The 19,445-nt window shown below is 73.9% G+C and carries 17 protein-coding genes and 2 pseudogenes; 13 read left to right on the top strand and 6 right to left on the bottom strand.

Annotation, left to right across the window (positions count from 1 at the left end; all coding sequences use genetic code 11):
- Positions 1-108: 108 nt before the first annotated feature.
- The gene (locus tag MRQ36_RS02910) at positions 109-1,143 is read left to right on the top strand and encodes a phosphatase PAP2 family protein (RefSeq protein WP_242792501.1); all 1,035 of its coding nucleotides are present in this window, start codon (positions 109-111) and stop codon (positions 1,141-1,143) included.
- Between the two features lie 100 nt (positions 1,144-1,243).
- On the opposite strand, the pseudogene MRQ36_RS02905 reads toward MRQ36_RS02910, so the two are convergent.
- From MRQ36_RS02905 to MRQ36_RS02895, 3 genes and pseudogenes are all read right to left on the bottom strand, one after another.
- Positions 1,244-2,605, bottom strand: a pseudogene (locus MRQ36_RS02905) (PH domain-containing protein).
- Between the two features lie 36 nt (positions 2,606-2,641).
- Positions 2,642-3,184 (bottom strand): PH domain-containing protein, encoded by a 543-nt coding sequence (locus MRQ36_RS02900; RefSeq protein ID WP_242792499.1) that lies wholly within the window; start codon positions 3,182-3,184, stop codon positions 2,642-2,644.
- The gene (locus MRQ36_RS02895; RefSeq protein WP_242792497.1) at positions 3,181-3,411 is read right to left on the bottom strand and encodes a hypothetical protein; all 231 of its coding nucleotides are present in this window, start codon (positions 3,409-3,411) and stop codon (positions 3,181-3,183) included. The genes MRQ36_RS02900 and MRQ36_RS02895 overlap by 4 nt, the downstream gene beginning before the upstream one ends.
- Positions 3,412-3,676: 265 nt before the next feature.
- On the opposite strand from MRQ36_RS02895, the gene MRQ36_RS02890 reads away from it, so the two are divergent.
- The 3 genes and pseudogenes from MRQ36_RS02890 (at position 3,677) to MRQ36_RS02880 (ending at position 6,711) form a co-directional block, all read left to right on the top strand.
- Positions 3,677-4,783 (top strand): MoxR family ATPase, encoded by a 1,107-nt coding sequence (locus MRQ36_RS02890; RefSeq protein ID WP_242792495.1) that lies wholly within the window; start codon positions 3,677-3,679, stop codon positions 4,781-4,783.
- Between the two features lie 38 nt (positions 4,784-4,821).
- A pseudogene (locus MRQ36_RS02885) lies at positions 4,822-5,764 on the top strand (DUF58 domain-containing protein); the annotation flags it as partial.
- Positions 5,761-6,711 carry a VWA domain-containing protein gene (locus MRQ36_RS02880; RefSeq protein WP_242792493.1) on the top strand — a complete coding sequence of 317 codons (951 nt, stop codon included), beginning with the start codon at positions 5,761-5,763 and terminating at the stop codon, positions 6,709-6,711. The pseudogene MRQ36_RS02885 and the gene MRQ36_RS02880, both read left to right, overlap by 4 nt.
- A 21-nt stretch (positions 6,712-6,732) precedes the next feature.
- Here MRQ36_RS02880 and MRQ36_RS02875 read toward each other — a convergent pair whose 3' ends face one another.
- Positions 6,733-6,891: a hypothetical protein gene (locus MRQ36_RS02875; RefSeq protein ID WP_242792491.1), complete on the bottom strand. Its 159-nt coding sequence runs from the start codon at positions 6,889-6,891 to the stop codon at positions 6,733-6,735.
- A gap of 419 nt (positions 6,892-7,310) precedes the next feature.
- Here MRQ36_RS02875 and fabG point away from each other — a divergent pair, with 419 nt between their 5' ends.
- From fabG to MRQ36_RS02855, 4 genes are all read left to right on the top strand, one after another.
- Positions 7,311-8,015 carry a beta-ketoacyl-ACP reductase gene (gene fabG, locus MRQ36_RS02870; RefSeq protein ID WP_242792489.1) on the top strand — a complete coding sequence of 235 codons (705 nt, stop codon included), beginning with the start codon at positions 7,311-7,313 and terminating at the stop codon, positions 8,013-8,015.
- 20 nt (positions 8,016-8,035) lie between these two features.
- Positions 8,036-8,803 carry an enoyl-ACP reductase FabI gene (fabI, locus tag MRQ36_RS02865; RefSeq protein WP_242792487.1) on the top strand — a complete coding sequence of 256 codons (768 nt, stop codon included), beginning with the start codon at positions 8,036-8,038 and terminating at the stop codon, positions 8,801-8,803.
- 64 nt (positions 8,804-8,867) lie between these two features.
- The gene (locus MRQ36_RS02860; protein WP_242792485.1) at positions 8,868-9,899 is read left to right on the top strand and encodes a ferrochelatase; all 1,032 of its coding nucleotides are present in this window, start codon (positions 8,868-8,870) and stop codon (positions 9,897-9,899) included.
- 30 nt (positions 9,900-9,929) lie between these two features.
- Positions 9,930-10,709: an HAD-IIA family hydrolase gene (locus MRQ36_RS02855; protein WP_242792483.1), complete on the top strand. Its 780-nt coding sequence runs from the start codon at positions 9,930-9,932 to the stop codon at positions 10,707-10,709.
- A 28-nt stretch (positions 10,710-10,737) separates the two neighbouring features.
- Here the strand turns inward: MRQ36_RS02855 and MRQ36_RS02850 are convergent, their stop codons facing one another.
- A complete protein-coding gene (locus MRQ36_RS02850) occupies positions 10,738-11,532 on the bottom strand; it encodes a hypothetical protein (RefSeq protein ID WP_242792481.1) in 795 nt (264 codons plus the stop codon).
- Between the two features lie 152 nt (positions 11,533-11,684).
- Between MRQ36_RS02850 and MRQ36_RS02845 the strand changes: the two genes are divergently transcribed.
- Positions 11,685-12,497 (top strand): DUF3097 domain-containing protein, encoded by an 813-nt coding sequence (locus tag MRQ36_RS02845; RefSeq protein WP_242792479.1) that lies wholly within the window; start codon positions 11,685-11,687, stop codon positions 12,495-12,497.
- A gap of 572 nt (positions 12,498-13,069) precedes the next feature.
- Here MRQ36_RS02845 and MRQ36_RS02840 read toward each other — a convergent pair.
- Positions 13,070-14,383, bottom strand: a complete 1,314-nt coding sequence (locus tag MRQ36_RS02840; RefSeq protein WP_242792477.1) for a serine hydrolase — start codon at positions 14,381-14,383, stop codon at positions 13,070-13,072.
- A gap of 94 nt (positions 14,384-14,477) precedes the next feature.
- Here MRQ36_RS02840 and MRQ36_RS02835 point away from each other — a divergent pair, with 94 nt between their 5' ends.
- The 4 genes from MRQ36_RS02835 to MRQ36_RS02820 all read left to right on the top strand — a co-directional run bounded on the left by MRQ36_RS02835 (position 14,478) and on the right by MRQ36_RS02820 (position 19,439).
- Positions 14,478-14,951: an NfeD family protein gene (locus MRQ36_RS02835; RefSeq protein WP_242792475.1), complete on the top strand. Its 474-nt coding sequence runs from the start codon at positions 14,478-14,480 to the stop codon at positions 14,949-14,951.
- 5 nt (positions 14,952-14,956) lie between these two features.
- Positions 14,957-16,063: an SPFH domain-containing protein gene (locus MRQ36_RS02830; protein WP_242792473.1), complete on the top strand. Its 1,107-nt coding sequence runs from the start codon at positions 14,957-14,959 to the stop codon at positions 16,061-16,063.
- Positions 16,064-16,214: 151 nt separating this feature from the next.
- Positions 16,215-17,006, top strand: a complete 792-nt coding sequence (locus MRQ36_RS02825; protein ID WP_242792471.1) for a hypothetical protein — start codon at positions 16,215-16,217, stop codon at positions 17,004-17,006.
- Positions 17,007-17,234: 228 nt separating this feature from the next.
- Positions 17,235-19,439, top strand: coding sequence for a transglycosylase domain-containing protein (locus MRQ36_RS02820; protein WP_242792469.1), 2,205 nt, complete (start codon positions 17,235-17,237; stop codon positions 19,437-19,439).
- The last annotated feature ends 6 nt before the right edge of the window (positions 19,440-19,445 follow it).

The following is a 19,445-nucleotide window of genomic DNA, read 5'->3' as shown; positions in this document are numbered from 1 at the left end:
GGCAACCGGCTGCCCACCTCGACGGGAGCGGCACCGGCCCGCCGAGGTGGGGTTCGCGGCGGTGGTCGGCGTCCACCGGTCGGTCGCCCGCCGTTAACCTTGACCGCGATGGCCGTCGTGACCGATCCTCAGCCCCCCGTCCCGACCGACCCGGCGCCCGACGGCGGCCGGCGCCGGATCGTCGCCATGACGGTCTGGGCGGTCCTCTTCGTGGCCGGTTGGCTGGCCATCGGCCTGCCCACCGACCCGGCGTACGCCTTCCTCTGGATCTGGGCGGGGACCATCGCGTGGAACTCGTCGCGACCGTGGCGCAGCCACCTGCGCTTCGCCCGCGACTGGATCCCGGTGGTGCTGCTGCTGGCCGCCTACAACCTCTCCCGGGGATTCGCCGACAACGGTGCCACGCCGCACGCCCTGGAGCTGATCGTCGCCGACCGGTTCCTGGTCGGCTGGGCGACCGGCGGCGAGGTGCCGACCGTCTGGTTGCAGCAGCACCTCTACCGGCCCGAGGTGCACTGGTGGGACGTGCTCGCCAGCTGGGTCTACTTTTCCCACTTCGTGGTGGCGCTGGCCGCCGCCGGGGTGCTCTGGCTGCGGGACCGCGCGCGCTGGGCGGCGTTCATGCGGCGCTGGGGCTTCCTCTGCGCCGCCGGGCTGGCCACCTACTTCCTCTATCCGGCCGCGCCGCCGTGGTGGGCGGCCCAGAACGGCCTGCTCACCGAAGTCGCCCGGATCTCCACCCGGGGCTGGCAGACGGTCGGCATGCACGGTGCCGGCAACGTGCTCAACGCCGGTCAGATCGCCTCGAACCCGGTGGCGGCGATGCCCTCGCTGCACACCGCCTTCGCCCTGTTCGTGGTGCTGTTCTTCCTGCCCACCACCCGGCGGCGCTGGTGGCCGCTGCTGCTGGCCTACCCGCTGGCCATGACGTTCACGCTGATCTACAGCGGCGAGCACTACCTGATCGACGTGCTGGTCGGCTGGACGTACGTCGGCATCACGTTCCTGGTGGTCGGCCTCGCCGAACGGGCCTGGGCGGCCCGGCGGCCGGCGGTGCCGGCGGCCCGGCAGCCCGCCGACGCGCCGGTGGACCGCCCGGCGGACCGGTCGGCCGAGGTCGCTCCGGCGTCCGCCGACCGCTGATCCACCGACCGCACCCCCCGACCACGACCCACCGTCGCCGGTCGGCCCGGCCCCGGCCTCCGTCGGCGCGCGGTCGTGGCCCGACCGCAGCTCGGCGCGGCTAGGGTCGCCGTCGTCCGTCGGCGTGGCGGGCCGCCCGCGACCGTTCGGTCGTTCGGCGGCCAGCGCCCAGCGCCCGCACGTCCCGGTCCGTGGGCGACCGCGCCCGCCCCGCCGGCCGTGTCGGCGTGCACCGTGGCCAGCCGCAGCCGGCGCTGCGCCGGCCCCTGGGTGACCCGCACGCTCTGGATCCGGGCGTACGGCACGATCGTCAGCTGCCGGGTGAGCAGACCGGAGCGGGCGGCGAAGACCCGGTCGTCGAGACCGGTGCCGAGCGCCGCCCGACTGAGCGGGCGCAGCCAGCGGGCCCGGGCCGGCGGCGGGGTCAACGGCAGCGCGCCCAGCCACACCCCGGGCAGCACCTCCGCCACGATCCGTTCACCGGTCGACAGGTCACCGACCGGCAGCAGCCGGTCCGGGCGGTTCCGGTCGTCCGGCTCGGCCCCCGAATAGCCGGCCACCTCCAGCCGCAGCCGCAGCCAGCCCTTCATCCGCCACAGCAGCGGCCAGGTCACCCCGACCGTCTGCACCCGGTGCAGCGGCACCGTCTGCGCCCGCGTCTCCAGCAGTCCGTTGCGTACCCGCAGGATGTCGGCGTCGCGGTCGAGGCGGAAGCTCCAGTCGTCGAGGACCCGGCGGACGGGTTGCAGCACGACGCCGGCCATCGCGGTCAGCGTGCTGGCCACCGCGATGAACGACCAGGACCCCTCGGAGAGGAACTGCGCCACCACGAAGGCCACGCCGAACGGCAGCAGGAACGCCTGCGGGGTGAGTAGCTGGCTGACCAGCAGGTCGGCGTTGCGTACGGTGTGCAGCCGGCGGCCCGCCGGTGCCGGCGCGGGCGGTTGGTCCGCGGTCGGCGGGGCGGCCTCCGGGAGGCCGGGCGTGCGACCGGCGACGACGAGCAGCCGCTCCCGCAGCGCCGCCGCCTCGGCCACCCCCAGGTACGCCAGCGGCGCCTCGGTACGCCCCCCGCCGACCACCTCCAGGCGCAGCTCGGCCAGCCCGGTGAGCTGCGCGAGCAACGGCCGCACCACCTCGACCGCCTGGAGTCGTTCCAGCGGGATGGCCCGGGTACGCCGCCACAGCAGTCCCTCGTGCACCCGCAGTTCCCGGCCCACCACGTGGTAGCCGGTGTTGTACCAGCTGATCACCGCGAGCACGGTCGCCCCGAGCGCCAGCACCGCCACCAGCACGGCGAACCAGCCGAACCCGACCCGGGACAGGGTCGACCAGGACAGGCCGGCGACCACCACGACGATGGACTTCGCGCCGTGCAGCACCGGGCTGAGCGGGTGCAGCCGCTGCCGTGGTTCCTCGACCGGCGGCCCGCCGGGCTGCCCCATCCTGGCCAGCCCGGCACGGGCCAGGACGGCGGCGGACCGGTGCTGGGCCTCGCTCACAGGCCCTCCGCCCGGTCCTCGCCGAGCGCGGTGAGCCGGTCCCGCAGCCGGGACGCCTCGGCGGGGCGCAGGCCCGGCACCCGGGCGTCGCTCGCCGCCGCGGCCGTGTGCAACTGCACGGTGGCCAGGTCGAACGCGCGCTCCAGCGGGCCCGCGCTGACGTCGACGAACTGCATCCGGGAGTACGGGACGATGGACAGCCGCCGCACCAGCAGCCCGTGCCGGACCAGCAGGTCGTCGGCGCGCTCGGCGTACCCCCAGGCGCGTACCGCGCGGACGATGGTGACGGCCCGCCAGCCGGCCAGCAGCAGGACCAGCCCGAGGGCCGCGCCGAAGGCCCAGTGGCCGCTGGCCGCCCAGCCGACGCCGAGCCCGATCAGCAGCACCGCGAGCAGGATGCCGAGGCGGATCAGCTCCACCCAGATCAGGTCGGTGGAGATGCGTTGCCAGCGGACGGTGTCCGGCCAGGGTTCCAGGGGGTGGGCCGGCGGCGGCCCGGGGTGGTCCTCGGCGGGCACCGGTCCGCTGCGCTCGTTCACCCTTCGAGGTTAGGCGATCCGGCCAGCGGTGCCACCTCGCGCAGGAAGCCGCGCGCGCCGAGGAAGTCACCGAGCGATTCCCGATGGTCGGGACAGGCCAGCCAGGTCTTGCGCCGGTCGGCGTCGTGCAGTCGGGGATTGTTCCAGCGCAGCGCCCAGACGGCGGGCGCGCGGCAGCCGCGTGCCGAGCAGATCGGCGGCTCGTCGACCGGGGTGGGGGAGCTCATCCGGGCGAGTCTAGGCCGCGGTGAGCGGAAGTTTGAGCGCCGGGCGGCCACGGGGGGAGCCGCCCGGCGACGGGGTGAATCGTACACACGCCGGACCCCTTCCTGTCCACCCGTGTTCAACGCTTTTCCCCGCGTCGAACCGGCGCGTTCCGGCCCGGCGACGCGGCACGGCGAAAATCGGCTTCTCCCCACCTCGGCACTCAGCCGGGCATGACAGTCTTGACACGCACCACACCGCGACGATCGATCATGCTGTGGAGGACCGGTGGCCCAGCCGACCACGCCCGATGCCCCGACCCCGACCGAGGCCGTGCCGGCCGCGCCGCCGCCCGCCGGCACCACCCCGGCGGAGGACGCCACCCTGCTGGAGCGGGCGTTGTTCGAGATCAAACGGGTGATCGTCGGGCAGGACCGGATGGTCGAGCGGATGTTCGTGGCCCTGCTCGCCCGGGGGCACTGCCTGCTGGAGGGGGTGCCCGGCGTGGCGAAGACGCTCGCCGTGGAGACCCTGGCCCGGGTCGTCGGCGGTTCCTTCGCCCGGGTGCAGTTCACCCCCGACCTGGTGCCCGCCGACATCATGGGCACCCGCATCTACCGGCAGTCCAGCGAGAAGTTCGACGTCGAGCTGGGCCCGGTCTTCGTCAACTTCCTGCTCGCCGACGAGATCAACCGGGCGCCGGCCAAGGTGCAGTCGGCGCTGCTGGAGGTGATGAGCGAGCGTCAGGTGTCGATCGGCGGCGAGACGCACCGGGTACCGGACCCGTTCCTGGTGATGGCGACGCAGAACCCGATCGAGCAGGAGGGCGTCTATCCGCTGCCCGAGGCGCAGCGGGACCGCTTCCTGATGAAGATCGTGGTGGGTTACCCGACCGACGCCGAGGAGCGGGAGATCGTCTACCGGATGGGCGTCGCCGCACCCGAGCCGGCGCCGGTGTTCAGCACCCCCGACCTGATCGCCCTGCAGCGCAAGGCCGACCAGGTCTTCGTGCACAACGCGCTGGTCGACTACGCGGTCCGGCTGGTGCTGGCCACCCGCGCCCCGGCCGAGCACGGCATGCCGGACGTCGCCCAGCTCATCCAGTACGGCGCCAGCCCGCGCGCCTCGCTCGGCCTGGTCCGGGCCACCCGGGCGCTGGCGCTGCTGCGCGGTCGGGACTACGCCCTGCCACAGGACGTGCAGGACATCGCCCCGGACATCCTGCGGCACCGGCTGGTGCTCAGCTATGACGCGCTCGCCGACGACGTGCCGGCCGACCACATCGTGCACCGGGTGATGTCCACCATCCCGCTGCCCGCGGTCGCGCCCCGACAGCAGGCCACCCCGCCGCCGGCCGTGCCCCCGGGCGCCGGCTGGCCCGGGCAACGGCCGTGACCCCACCGACCCGACTGCCGGCCGCCGGCGACCGCTCCGGCGCCGCCCTGTCCCGGTTGCAGCTGCTGGTCACCCGGAAGCTCGACGGCCTGCTCCAGGGCGACTACGCCGGACTGCTGCCGGGGCCGGGCAGCGAGGCGGGGGAGTCCCGCGAGTACCGCCCCGGCGACGACGTCCGCCGGATGGACTGGCCGGTCACCGCCCGGACCACGATGCCGCACGTGCGGCGTACGGTGGCCGACCGGGAGCTGGAGACCTGGCTGGCGGTGGACCTCTCGGCCAGCCTCGACTTCGGCACCGGACGCTGGCTCAAGCGGGACGTGGTGGTCGCCGCGGCGGCCGCCCTGACCCACCTGACCGTACGCGGCGGCAACCGGATCGGCGCGGTCGTCGGCACCGGTCCACCCGCACCGGTGCGCGCCGCCTGGTGGCGCGGCACGGCACCGCCGGCCGGGCCGGGCACGCCCCGCTGCGGCTGCCCGCCGACGGACACCGGCCCCAAGGAGGCCCAGGGCTGCTCCGGCGATCGCCGAGGCGCAGGTCCAGCCGGGGCGCAGCGACCTCGGCGTCCTGGTCGACACGCTGAACCGGCCGCCCCGGCGGCGGGGCGTGGCGGTGGTCATCTCCGACTTCCTCGCGCCGCCGCAGCAGTGGGGCCGGCCGCTGCGTAAGCTGCGGGTCCGGCACGACGTGCTGGCGATCGAGGTGGTGGACCCGCGCGAGCTGGAACTGCCCGACGTGGGGGTGCTGCCGGTGGTCGACCCGGAGACGGGGGAGCTGCACGAGGTGCAGACCGCCGACCCGCGGCTGCGCCGCCGGTACGCGGACGCGGCCGCCGCCCAGCGCGCCGCGATCTCCGCCGAACTGCGCGCCGCCGGCGCCGGGCACCTGAGGCTGCGTACCGACCGAGACTGGCTGCTGGACATGGTGCGTTTCGTGGCCGCGCAGCGGCACGCCCGCACCCGAGGGACGACACGATGATCCGTTTTCTGCAACCGTGGTGGCTGCTGGCCGTACTGCCGGTGCTCGCCCTCGCCGCCGCGTACGTCTGGCGGCAGCTGCACCGCCGGGCGTACGCCGTCCGGTTCACCAATGTGGACCTGCTGCGGACCGTCGCGCCGAAGGGGTTGGGCTGGCGGCGGCACGTCGCCGCGACCGCGTTCCTGCTCTGCCTGCTGGTGCTCGCCACCGCGATGGCCCGCCCGGCGGTGGACACCAAGGAACCGCTGGAGCGGGCCACCGTCATGCTGGCGATCGACGTGTCGCTGTCGATGCAGGCCGACGACGTGGCGCCGAACCGGCTGGAGGCGGCCCAGGAGGCGGCCAAGCAGTTCGTCGGCGAGTTGCCGGAGAGCTACAACCTGGGGCTGGTGTCGTTCGCGAAGTCGGCGAACGTGCTGGTCTCCCCGACCAAGGACCGGTCGGCGGTGACCACCGCCATCGACGGTCTGGTGCTGGCCGAGGCGACCGCCACCGGCGAGGCGGTCTTCACCTGCCTGGAGGCGATCCGGTCGGTGCCGGCGGACGGCGCGGCGGGCATCCCGCCGGCCCGGATCGTGCTGCTCTCCGACGGCTACCGCACGGCGGGCCGGTCGGTGGAGGAGGCCGCCGCGGCGGCGCAGGCGGCGAACGTGCCGGTCTCCACGATCGCGTTCGGCACCGACGCGGGGCAGGTGGACATCGGTGGCCAGCTCCAGCGGGTGCCGGTGGACCGGCTGGCCCTGGCCCAGCTCGCCGAGACCACCGAGGGTTTCTTCTACGAGGCCGCGTCGGTGAGCGAGCTGAAGCAGGTCTACCAGGACATGGGCAGCTCGATCGGGTTCCGCACCCAGCCGCGGGAGATCACCCAGTGGTACGCGGGCATCGCGCTGCTGCTGGCGCTCTGCGCGGGCGGGCTGAGCCTGCTCTGGTCGTCGCGCCTGCTCTAGCGGCGGGCGGGCCGGCGGTGCTCAGTGACCGCCGCCGGCCAGGACGAACAGGACGGCCACCCAGACGGCGGCGAGGGTGAAGCCCAGCGGGGCGACGTAACGGCTCATGGGACAGGCTCCGGTGGCGGCAGGACGGTCCACGTCGGCGTACGGGGACCGGGGGTGGATCAGGACGCGCACACACGAAGTCGTGACCGGGGTGCTCCCCGGCCGCCCGGTGCCGGGCGGCGCAGCACGGTCACCCCGGCCGGGGCCGACGGTGCAACGGTGGGGGGAGCGGAGGCTGGGTCAGCTCACCTGCTGAGTCGTGGCTCAGCGGGGCTGACGATCGGCCCGGCCACGACTGGGAGGATCGCTATCTCGCACAGCGATCACCTCCTGCGGTCGGCGGGGCCCGGAGCGCGGGCGATCTTCGGCCCGCAAACGCGGATCATCGTACACCGGCGTTCCCGCGCCCCCGCACTCGGCCGGTCGGCCCGGCCGGCCCCCACGTCCGGCCGATCCCACCGCGCCGATGCCCCGCCACCGTTAGCGCTTACCTACCGGTAACCCCTAGGCTCGCCACCGACCGAGAGATCAGCTGAGCTTCAGGGGGAACCGTGGCCCGTACCGTGCTGGTGACCGGTGGCAACCGCGGAATCGGACTGGCCGTCGCGCAGGCCTTCGCCAAGCAGGGCGACCGGGTGGCGGTGACCCATCGCAGCGGCGAGCCGCCGGCGGGCCTCTTCGGCGTACGGTGCGACGTCACCGACGCCGCCTCCGTCGACGCCGCCTTCAGCGCCGTCGAGGCCGAGCTGGGCCCGGTCGAGGTGCTGGTCGCCAACGCCGGCATCACCGACGACACGCTGCTGATGCGGATGTCCGAGGAGCAGTTCACCTCGGTGCTGGACACCAACCTCACCGGCGCGTTCCGGTGCGCCAAGCGGGCCTCCACCAAGATGCTCCGCGCCCGGTGGGGACGCATGATCTTCATCTCCTCGGTGGTCGGCCTCTACGGCGGCGTCGGCCAGGTCAACTACGCGGCCAGCAAGGCCGGGCTGGTCGGCGTGGCCCGCTCCATCACCCGCGAGCTGGGCAGCCGCAACATCACCGCGAACGTGGTGGCCCCCGGCTTCATCGACACCGACATGACGGCGAAGCTGCCCGAGGAGCGCCGCGCCGAATACCGCAGGTCCATCCCGGCGGGCCGGTTCGCCGAGCCGGACGAGGTCGCGGCCGTGGTCACCTGGCTCGCCTCGGACGCGTCGGGCTACATCAGCGGTGCCGTCATCCCGGTCGACGGCGGCCTGGGCATGGGTCACTGAGACACACGGAGGTTCTGCAAATGTCCGGACTGCTCGCCGGTAAGCGGCTGCTGGTCACCGGCGTCATCACCGACGCCTCGATCGCCTTCTCGGTGGCGAAGCTCGCCCAGGAGAACGGCGCGCAGGTCGTGCTCACCGGCTACGGCCGGCTCTCCCTGGTCGAGCGGATCGCCAAGCGGCTGCCCGAGGCGGCCCCGGTGATCGAGCTCGACGTGACGAACCCGGAGCACCTCGCCGGCCTGGCCGACAAGGTGCGTGAGCACGTCGACGGCCTGGACGGGGTGGTCCACTCGATCGGCTTCGCCCCGCAGAGCTGCCTCGGCGGCGGCTTCCTCGACGCCCCGTGGGAGGACGTGGCGACCGCGCTGCAGGTCTCCACGTACTCCTACACGTCCCTCGCGATGGCGGCGCTGCCGCTGATGTCCGCCGGGGGCGCGGTGGTCGGCCTGACCTTCGACGCCACCAAGGCCTGGCCGGTGTACGACTGGATGGGCGTGGCCAAGGCCGGGCTGGAGTCCGCCTCCCGCTACCTGGCGCTGCACCTGGGCAAACAGGGCATCCGGAGCAACCTGGTCGCCGCCGGGCCGCTGCGCACCATCGCCGCGAAGTCGATCCCCGGCTTCGACCAGTTCGAGGACGCCTGGACCGAGCGGGCCCCGCTGGGCTGGAGCCTCACCGACCAGGAGCCGGCCGCCCGCGCCTGCCTGGCGCTGCTGTCGGACTGGTTCCCGGCCACCACCGGCGAGATCGTCCACGTCGACGGCGGCTACCACGCCATCGGCGCCTGAGGCGTACGGCCACACCCCGGGGGGCGTCGCGCGCCCGTGAACTGCGGCGGGGAAGAATGGGGCCATGGCGTACGACGCGTTGGTGCTGGTCTCCTTCGGTGGTCCGGAACGGCCCGAGGACGTGCTGCCGTTCCTGCAGAACGTGACGCGGGGGCGGGGCGTCCCGCCCGAGCGGCTGGCCGAGGTCGCCGAGCACTACCTGCACTTCGGCGGGGTCTCCCCGATCAACGAGCAGTGCCGGGAGCTGCTGGCCGCGATCCGGGCGGACTTCGCCGCGAACGGCGTGGACCTGCCGGTCTACTGGGGCAACCGCAACTGGGACCCGATGCTCGCCGACACCGTGGCGCAGATGCGTGACGACGGGGTGCGCCGGGCGCTCGCCTTCGTCACCAGCGCGTACGGCGGCTACTCCTCCTGCCGGCAGTACCAGGAGGACATCGCCAAGGCCCGGGCGGCGGTCGGCGCGGACGCCCCGGTGATCGAGAAGCTGCGTCAGTTCTGGGACCACCCGGGCTTCGTCGAGCCGCACGCCGACGCGGTCCGGGCGGCGCTCGCCCAGCTCGACCCGGCGCGGCGGGACAGCACCCGGCTGGTCTTCACCGCGCACTCCGTCCCCAGCTCGATGGCCGCCACCGCGGGTCCGCAGGGCGGTCGGTACACCGCCCAGCTGGCAGAGACCGCCCGGCTGGTGCACGCCGCCGCCGCGCCCGACCTGCCGTACGACCTGGTCTGGCAGAGCCGCTCCGGCCCGCCGCAGGTGCCGTGGCTGGAGCCGGACATCAACGACCACCTGGCCACCCTCGCCGGGCAGGGGGTCACCGGTGTGGTGGTCAGCCCGATCGGCTTCGTCTCCGACCACCTCGAGGTGATCTGGGACCTGGACACCGAGGCGCTGGAGACGGCCGAGCAGCTCGGTCTGGACTTCGTCCGGGCGGGCACCCCGGGCACCGACCCGCGGTTCGTGTCGATGGTCCGCGAGCTGGTGACCGAGCGCACCGCGTCGGACGGGGAGCAGCTGCGCCGCCGCCTCGGCGAGCTGCCGATGTGGGACACCTGCCCGACCCCGTGCTGCGTACCGCCGGCCCGCCGGCCCTGAGCCCACCCCCGACACCCCCTGGGACCCCTGATGCGTGAACGCAAGCCGGTGCAGAGCTGGCTCACCGACATGGACGGCGTGCTGGTGCACGAGGGCCAGCCGGTCCCCGGCGCACCGGAGTTCGTCAAGCGGCTCCGGGCGTCCGGCAAGCCCTTCCTGGTGCTGACCAACAACTCGATCTACACCCCGCGGGACCTCCAGGCCCGGCTGGTCCGGATGGGGCTGGACGTGCCGGAGGAGGCGATCTGGTCGTCGGCGCTGGCCACCGCCAAGTTCCTGGACGACCAGCGCCCGGGCGGCACCGCGTACGTGATCGGCGAGGCCGGGCTGACCACGGCCCTGCACGCGGTGGGGTACGTGCTGACCGACTTCGACCCGGACTACGTGGTGCTGGGGGAGACCCGCACCTACAGCTTCGAGGCGATCACCAAGGCGGTCCGGCTGATCAACGACGGGGCCCGGTTCATCTGCACCAACCCGGACGTCACCGGCCCGTCGGTCGAGGGCGCGCTGCCCGCCGCCGGCTCGGTCGCCGCGATGATCTCGAAGGCGACCGGGGTGGAGCCGTACTTCGTCGGCAAGCCCAACCCGATGATGATGCGGTCGGCGCTGAACACCATCAACGCGCACTCGGAGACCACCGCGATGATCGGCGACCGGATGGACACCGACATCCTCTGCGGCCTGGAAGCGGGGCTGGAGACCATCCTGGTGCTGACCGGGATCAGCAGCCGGACCGAGGCGGAGCGCTACCCGTACCGACCGTCGCGGATCGTCGACTCGGTGGCCGACCTGGTCGACGAGGTCTGACCCCCGCCGCCGGGCCGGCCGGGGCGTCTCAGGGCCGCAGCGGGGCGTTGCAGGCGGCGACCAGGGCCTGCCGGCAGGCGGTGGTCAGCGGCCGGAGTGCCGCGTCGCGCTGCTGGGCCTCGTAGTTGTTGATCGCGCCGCCGGGCGCGCTCTCCCCGGCGAGGGCGAGCACCCGGTCGAGCACGGCCGCGCGGGCGAAGAGCCGCCGGGCGCGCGGGTCGAAGCCCGGGGGCAGGTCGGTGGTGCCGTCCGGGCGGCGCAGCGCGGCGAGCGCACCGGCCAGTTCGGGTCGCCACTGGGCCACGTCGAGGCGGGTGAGCGCGGCGGTCGTCTCGGCGAGTGCCATGGCCAGTTCGGCCTCCGCCTCGGCCGCGCCCGGACCGGCCAGGGACGCCTTCGGCGCGTCCGCCGGCAGTGGATAGACCCGCCAGAGCACCGTCTCCCAGGTCATCCCGGAGCCGGAGGTGTGGCTGCGCACCTCGGGGATCAGTCCGAGGCCGCCGGCGACCACCGCCTCCCCGGTGAGCAGCGCCGCGCCGGCGAAGTCACCGGGACCGGGCAGCCCGCGCGGGTCACCCGGCGCGGGCAGCACCAGCCGGATCTCGTCGGGGGAGAGCTTCGCCAGGGTGGGCAGCGCGTCCCGCAGCGGGACATCGGTCCAGGTGCCGGGGGCGTCCGCGACCAGGTGCTCCTCGTCGCCCGCGACGGAGTCGGCGACCTCGTCGAAGGAGACCAGGCCGGCACGCCAGGCGCGTACCCAGGCAACAAAACGGCTGGACCGGCGCGGAGCCAGCGTGGCCGCGCCCGTTGCGGGGGAGGACATGCCGAAAGGGTACGTGTTCACCGCCGCCCCTGTCTCGACTGCCGCTCCGGTGGCGTGACCTGCCCCGAACTGCCCGCTTCGCCCCTTCCTGCCCGGCTGGTGGGTGGCGTGTCGACGGGCGGCGTACCGGGCCGGCGGTTAGCGTGCTCGGCATGGTGCGGCGATACGGCGATGACGTGCTGGCGGGGGACTGGCGGCGGCGGAAGGTGACCCCCGAGGTCGACGCCGAGCCGGACCTGGTCGTCGAGGACGCCGACTCCGGCTTCTGCGGGGCGGTGGTGGGGTTCGAGTCCGGTGCGGTGGTGCTGGAGGACCGGCACGGGCGCCGGCGCAACTTCCCGCTGCTGCCGGCGGCGTTCCTGCTCGACGGCGAGCCGGTGACGCTGCGCCGGCCGGTACGGTCCCCGGTGCCGGCGGCGCGGCGGCGGACCGCCTCCGGCTCGATCGCGGTCGACGACGTCCGCGCGCAGGTCGCCAAGGCCAGCCGGATCTGGGTGGAGGGCATCCACGACGCCGCCCTGGTCGAACGGATCTGGGGCGACGACCTCCGCGTCGAGGGAGTGGTGGTGGAGCCGCTGGACGGCATCGACGCCCTCGACGCCGAGGTACGCGACTTCGGTCCCGGCCCGACCCGACGACTCGGGGTGCTGGTCGACCACCTGGTGCCCGGCTCCAAGGAGAGCCGGATCGTGGCCCGGGTGACCTCGCCGCACGTGCTGGTCACCGGCCACCCGTACGTCGACGTGTGGCAGGCGGTCAAGCCGGCGGCCCTGGGCATCGCGGCGTGGCCGGTGGTGCCGCCGGGGCGGCCGTGGAAGGAGGGCGTCTGCGCGGCCCTCGGGGTGGCCGAGCCGGCGGCCATGTGGCGGCACATCCTGTCCCGGGTGGACAGCTTCGCCGACGTGGAGACGCCGCTGATCAACGCCATGGAACGGCTGATCGACTTCGTCACCGAGCCGTCCTGACCGAGCCGTCCTGACCGAGCCGTCCTGACCGGGGCGGCCTGACCGGGGCGGCCTGACCGGGGCGGCCTGACCGGGACGGTGCGCCGCGCCGGGGCGTCCTCAGGTCGGCGGCCGGAGCGGTGACGCTCACCGGGGAGGTGCCGTCCTCCCGGCGCTACCAGTTTGATGACGTAGATGAATCACCGGTGATTCATCTACGTCATCAAAGCTGTAGGGGCCGAGTGCCCCTGGGTGGTCTCTGCCAGGCCCGGCCTCTGCCAGGCCCGGCCTCTGCCAGGCCCGGGCCAGGTGGCCAAGCGCACTCGGCCCGGCGAGCCGCTCGGCCCGCTGCCCGCTCGGCCGCTGCCCCGCTCGGGCTGGCTGGTCAAGTCCGCCGGCCCGCCGGGCTCCGCCGGCCCGCCGGTCCGCCGGTCCGCCGGCCCGCCGGTCCGCCGGTCCGCCGGCCGCCGGTCCGCCAGTCCGCCGGCCCGCCGGTCCGCCGGTCCGCCGGCCCGCGGTCCGCCGGTCCGCCGGCCCGCCGGTCCGCCGGTCCGCCGGTCCGCCGGCTGGCCGGTGTCCGGCCGGCGGCGGGGTCAGGGCTCCTGGTCGGGGGTGCGGGTGAAGACGAAGGTGGCGATGTCGAGAGCGACCGGGTGTCCCGCCTCGTCCCGGAGCACCGCCAGGGTCTCACCGTGCTGGCTGCCGCTGCGGCCCAGCCAGCGGTCCCGGTCGACCCGGGTGAACCGGAGCACCGGCTGGCCGACCGGGCCGGCCCAGAGGTCGCCGGAGGGGGCGGGGCGGACCTCGTACTCGATGCCCATCCACCACCAGCGGCCGGTGAGCTCGGCCTGCTCGGCGGGGGGCGCCTCGGCCGGGACCCACGGGCGCGGGGCGGCCGGCTCCGCGTCCAGCACGAGGGTGAGGGCCTGCCGGGCCAGCCCGACGATGTGGTGCCCGCCGCGCAGGCCGTACGAGTTGGCGAAGTCGACCACGGCGGTCCGGCTGGGGCGGTGCACCACCAGGCCGGCGACGTAGCCGGGCATCGAGCCGCCGTGCCCGACGTACACCCGCTCGCCGACCCGGTAGAGCTCCACGCCGAGGCCGTGCCCGCCGGTCCAGGCGTCGAGGTCGCTGATCACCACCGGCGCGCACATCTCGGTCAGCGTCTCCGGCGCGAGCAGCGCCGGCGCCGGGTCGGCCAGGAAGGCGGCCCAGCGGGCGAGGTCCTCGACGGTGGACCAGAGCTGCCCGGCCGGCGCCATCGCCCCGGTGTCGGTACGCGGCTCCTCCCGCAGCGTGTCGTGCCACGGGTGCACCACATGGCCGCGGGCGTACGGCTCGGTGGCGTGGTAGGTCGTCCGGTGCATGCCCAACGGCGCCAGCAGGCGCTCGCGGAGCAGGTCGGACCAGGGCGTGCCGGTGATCCGCTCCAGCACCCCACCGAGCAGCCCGTACGCCAGGTTGGAGTAGTGGTAGACGTGGTGCGGCGGATAGGCGATCTTGTCCGAAGTCAGGCCGGCGAGCAGGGTGGCCAGCTCGACGCCCTCGGTCCGCTCCCACCAGGCGCCGTCCGGTTCCCGTTGCAGGCCGCCGGCGTGGCCGAGCAGCTGGCGCAGGGTGAGCGCGCCGACCGGGGTGCCGGGCAGGTGGCGCTCCAGCGGGTCGTCGAGGGCGAGCCGCCCGGCGTCGCGCTGCTGCATCACCAGCACCGCCGTCATCGTCTTGCTGATCGAGCCGATCCGGTACTGCCGGTCGGCGTCCGGGCGGGGGTTCTCACCGGCCACCGCCAGGTGGACCAGCTCGCCGTCCCGGACCACGCCGAGTGCGAGCGACGGGGTGCGTCCCTCGGCCTGGGCCCGGCCCACCAGCAGGTCGACCTGACGGATCGTCTCGGGCAGCAGGGGCACGGTGTTCTCCTGACGTCGGCGGGTCGGGGCGTCCGCCGAGCTTACTGATCATCGCGGGGCGGGGCGGCGTGCCACGACGTGTCACGATTGGTGCGTGGACGCCGTGCTGTGGGTCGTGTTGGGTGTCGTACTGGCCGTCGCCGAGATCTTCACGACGACGCTCTTCCTGATCATGTTCGCCGCCGGCGCCTTCGCGGCTGCGGGCGCCGCCGCGCTCGGTGCGCCCGTACCACTCCAGGCGCTGGTCTTCACGGTGGTCTCCGCGCTCTCCGTGGCGGTGGTCCGGCCGGTGATCCGCCGGCACGCGCTCTCCGCGCTGGAGAGCGGGGAGCAGGCGTTCGGCGTGGAGGCGCTGGAGGGGGTCACCGCCCTGGTGCTGGAGCCGGTGGACACCGAGCACGGCCTGGTCAAGATCGACGGTGAGTTGTGGAGCGCCCGGTCGTACGACGCGACGCAGAGCTTCGCGGCGGGTGAGCGGGTGCAGGTGATAAAGGTCCAGGGTGCGACCGCCCTGGTCTGGCAGGACGACATTTCCACCCCGGGCGAGCTGCCCGAAGGGACAAGGTGAACGGTATGGAGTTTGCAGCGGTCCTGTTGATCGCGATCGCGGTGATCGTGATGGTGACCCTGGTCAAGGCGGTACGGATCGTGCCGCAGCAGCGGCAGGACGTGGTGGAACGGCTCGGGAAGTACAAGCGGACGTTGAACCCGGGCCTGAACCTGCTGGTCCCCTTCATCGACGCGGTCCGGACCAAGGTCGACATGCGGGAACAGGTGGTCAGCTTCCCGCCGCAGCCGGTGATCACCTCGGACAACCTGGTGGTCTCGATCGACACCGTCCTCTACTTCAAGGTGGTCGACTCGGTCCGGGCCACCTACGAGATCTCGAACTTCCTCCAGGCGATCGAGCAGTTGACCGTCACCACGCTGCGGAACGTGATCGGTTCGCTCGACCTGGAGCGGGCGCTGACCAGCCGCGAGGAGATCAACCGGCACCTGTCGGGCGTGCTGGACGAGACCACCGGGCGCTGGGGCATCAAGGTCACCCGGGTGGAGATCAAGGCGATCGAGCCGCCGCCGAGCATCCGTGACTCGATGGAGAAGCAGATGCGCGCCGAGCGGGACCGCCGCGCGGCGATCCTCAACGCCGAGGGGCACAAGCAGTCGCAGATCCTCACCGCCGAGGGCGAGAAGCAGGCCGCGGTGCTGCGCGCCGACGGTGACCGGCAGGCGCGGATCCTCCAGGCCGAGGGTCAGGCCAAGGCGATCCGGACGGTCTTCGACGCGATCCACCAGGCCAACCCGAGCCAGAAGGTGCTCGCCTACCAATACCTCCAGGCGCTGCCGCAGATCGCCAACGGCACCGCCAACAAGGTGTGGATCGTCCCGACCGAGCTGACCAAGGCGCTGGAGGGGATGGGCGGCGCGCTGGGCGGGCTGGCCAACATGGTCGGCGACGTACCGTCACCGGAGGCCGCCGACCACGCCAGCGAGGTCGAGCGGGAGGCCGCCGAGGCCGCCCGGGCGGCGGCCAACGCCGCCCAGCAGATCCACGACGAGGTACGCGTCGCCGAGGCGCAGGCCACCGGTGGCACCGCCCCGCAGGGGCTGCCGGCGCCGGAGCCGGTCTCCCCGGACAGCCTGCTCAACGACCCGACGGACCGGCGCGAGCGGGGCTGACCCGGGCTGCCGTCCGATCCCGGACGGCAAATGCGAGAAACACTCATACGGCGTCCCGACGCCTGCCACGATCGGTCTGAGGACGGGTGGTGAGCAGGAGTCGGGGCGCCGTACGCGTCCCGCGCCGCCCGTCGGCGGAGCGAGGTGACGCATGAAGGATCCGGCGAACCGCCTGTGGTCCAGGACCCCGGTGACCGGCGCGCACGACCCCGCCGGACCGCTCGGCACCCGGCGTACCGGGGGCGGGTTCGGGGTGCTGCCGTTCGTCCCCGACCCGGGGCCGGCCGCCCCGGCCACCAACGCCAGCTGGGCCTGGTCCGTACGCCGCTTCGCCCGTGCGGCGGTCTGGCTGCTGCCCGCGTACGCGATCCTCTACGGCGCGGTGGCGATGGCCAGCGACGGCGGGGTGGGCAACGACCCCTACCCGGCCGACGGGCGGCCGGTGTACCTGGTGGGGTGGGTGGCCGCGGTCTGGCTCGGCCTGCTCGCGCTGCTGGCCCTCACCGGCCTGCTCGCCGCCACCCGCTGCCGGCGGGTCGCCGCGGCCGGGCTGCTGGTGAGCCTCGCCGGCATGGTGCTGATGCTGCCCTTCGCCGGGCTCGCCGAGCAGACCCCGGTCTTCGGCACCACCGCCCGGAGCCTGGTCCTGGTCGGGGCGTTCTGTTACAGCGCGGGCTGGTTCCTCACCGGCTGGTCGGTCGCCCGGTCGGGCATGTTCAGCTACGGCGACGGGGTGATGCTCATGATCGCCGCCCCGCTGCTCGGCCTCGGCGGCGCGCTGATCGGTTCCCTGCAGACCTTCGGGGCGATCTTCGTCCTGGTCGCCGGCATCGGCATCGGCTACCGCTCCGGCCGCCTGGTCCCGGCCACCATCGCCCGCGACGCCGCCACCGCCAGCGTCGCCGCCACCCCACCCACCCCCCCAGGCCCCCTCCCCACCTGACACCCACCCCACCCACCCCACCCACCCCACCGCCCAGCGTCGTTGATCATGGAGTTTGCGGCACTTTCAGAGATCCACATCGCCGCCAACTCCATGATCAACGGGGCGGCGGCCGGCGTGCGGCGGCCAGTCGGCGGCGTGGGGGGAGGCTGGGGAGTTGCCGTGAGGTAACTGACAGTTGCCTGACGGGGTGGCCGGTTGGCGGCTTTCGCGGTAATCCTGGAGGGCATGCCGTCCTCCCGGTCGCCGCTGTCGCGGCTCTTCACCGTGCTGCTCGCGGGCCTGCTCGCCGGGCTCGTCCTCGCCGTCGCGGCGCTGCCCGGCAACCTGATCGGCGGTCAGCTCACCAAGGCGGCCCTCGGGGCGTACGCGGAACTGCCCGACGCGCTGCGCACCCCCGCGCAGCCGCAGCGCTCCTACCTCTACGCCAGCGACGGCAAGACCCTGATCACCACGTTCTACGACGTCAACCGCACCGACGTGCCGCTGGCGGAGATCGCCCCGGTGATGCGGCAGGCGATCGTGGCCGCCGAGGACCGGCGTTTCTACTCGCACGGCGGCGCCGACCTGCGGGGCATCGCCCGCGCCCTGGTCGCCAACGTCTCCGGCGGCGGCACCGCGCAGGGCGGCTCCACGCTGACCATGCAGTACGTCCGCAACGTGCTCAAGACCGACCCCACCCGCACCGCGCAGGAGCGGCAGGCCGCCACCGAGCAGACCGTCGGCCGCAAGCTCCAGGAGATCCGGTACGCGACCGCGCTGGAGAAGACCCTCAGCAAGGACGAGATCCTCAACCGCTACCTGAACATCGCCTACTTCGGCTCCGGCGCGTACGGCGTCGCCGCCGCGAGCCAGCGCTACTTCGGCAAGGCGCCCGCCGACCTGACCCTGGGCGAGGCGGCCCTGCTCGCCGGGCTGGTCCAGTCGCCCGACGCGTACAGCCCGATCGACGGCGACGCGCAGCAGGCGCTCCAGCGCCGCGGCTACGTGCTCGACGCGATGGCCGGGACCGGCGCGATCACCCCTGAGCAGGCCACCGCGGCCAAGGCGGAGAAGCTGACCCTGCACCCCACCGCCCAGCCGAACGGCTGCACCGCCGTGGCCCAGGGACACGACGACTGGGGCTTCTTCTGCGACTACCTGCGCCAGTGGTGGCTGACCCAGCCGGCCTTCGGCGGCACCGCCGAGGAGCGTGAGCAGGCGCTGCGCCGGGGCGGCTACACGGTGGTCACCACCCTCGACCCGAAGATCCAGCAGACCGCGCAGCAGCAGGCCACCGGCGTCTACGGGTACGACAACAAGCGGGCGCTGCCGATCGCGGCGGTCCAGCCGGGCACCGGCCGGGTGCTCGCCATGGCGGTCAACCGGCACTACAGCCTCGCCGACAACCCGGCCGGGCAGGCCAACCACCCGAACACCGTCAACCCGTTGATCTCCGGCGGGGCCAGCGTCGACGGCTACCAGGCCGGCTCCACCTTCAAGCTGTTCACCATGCTCGCCGCGCTGGAGGCCGGCAAGCCCCTCGCGACCGGCTTCGACGCGCCGGCCAAACTGCCCACCCGGTACGCCTCCGACGCCGAGGGCAACTGCGACGGCAAGTGGTGCCCGGCCAACGCCAACCCGGAGTGGATGGACGGGTACCGGATGATGTGGGACGGCTTCGGCCGCTCCGTGAACACGTACTTCGTCTGGCTGGCCGAGCAGGTCGGTGAGGAGAAGGTGGTGGAGATGGCGCAGCGGCTCGGCATCACCTTCCGGGCCGACTCCGACGCCGCCTTCGCCAGGAACGACGCGAAGAACTGGGGGGCGTTCACCCTCGGCGTCGCCGCCACCACCCCGCTCGACCTGGCCAACGCGTACGCCACGGTGGCCGCCGAGGGGACGTACTGCACGCCGCTGCCGGTGGTCTCGGTGACCGCCGCTAACGGCGAGAAGGTGGCCGTCGGACAGCCGTCCTGCAAGAAGGTGCTGGAGCCCGACGTGGCCCGGGCCGCCACCGACGCGGCCCGCTGCCCGGTCGGCCAGCAGTCCGCGTACGGGCAGTGCAACGGCGGCACGGCCACCTCGGTGGGCCGGATCGTGGACCGGCCGGTGGCCGGCAAGACGGGCAGCTCGGAGCGGAACGCCACCGAGACCTTCGTCGGCTTCACCCCGCAGGTGGCGGTCGCCGGCATCGCCGCCAACCCGGACGACTCGACCGACCTGGTCGGCTCGCCGGTCCAGGCGAAGGTGATCGACGCGGTGGCCCGGGTGATCCGTACCGCGGTCGACGGGCAGCCCGTGAAGGACTTCACCGCGCCCAGCCGGGAGCTGGCCGGCGACCCGCAACGCCCGAGGCCGCAGCCCGCCCCGACGCCCACGCCGACGTCGCCCACGCCCAGCGACAACCTGCCGCCCGACCTGCTCCGCTGGCTCCAGAACCGCCGCGGCTAGCCCGAC

Origin of the sequence: Micromonospora sp. R77, assembly GCF_022747945.1 — a bacterium.
Lineage (GTDB): Bacteria > Actinomycetota > Actinomycetes > Mycobacteriales > Micromonosporaceae > Micromonospora.
Note: the sequence above shows the minus strand (reverse complement) of the source record. Positions and strands in the feature narration are given on the sequence as shown.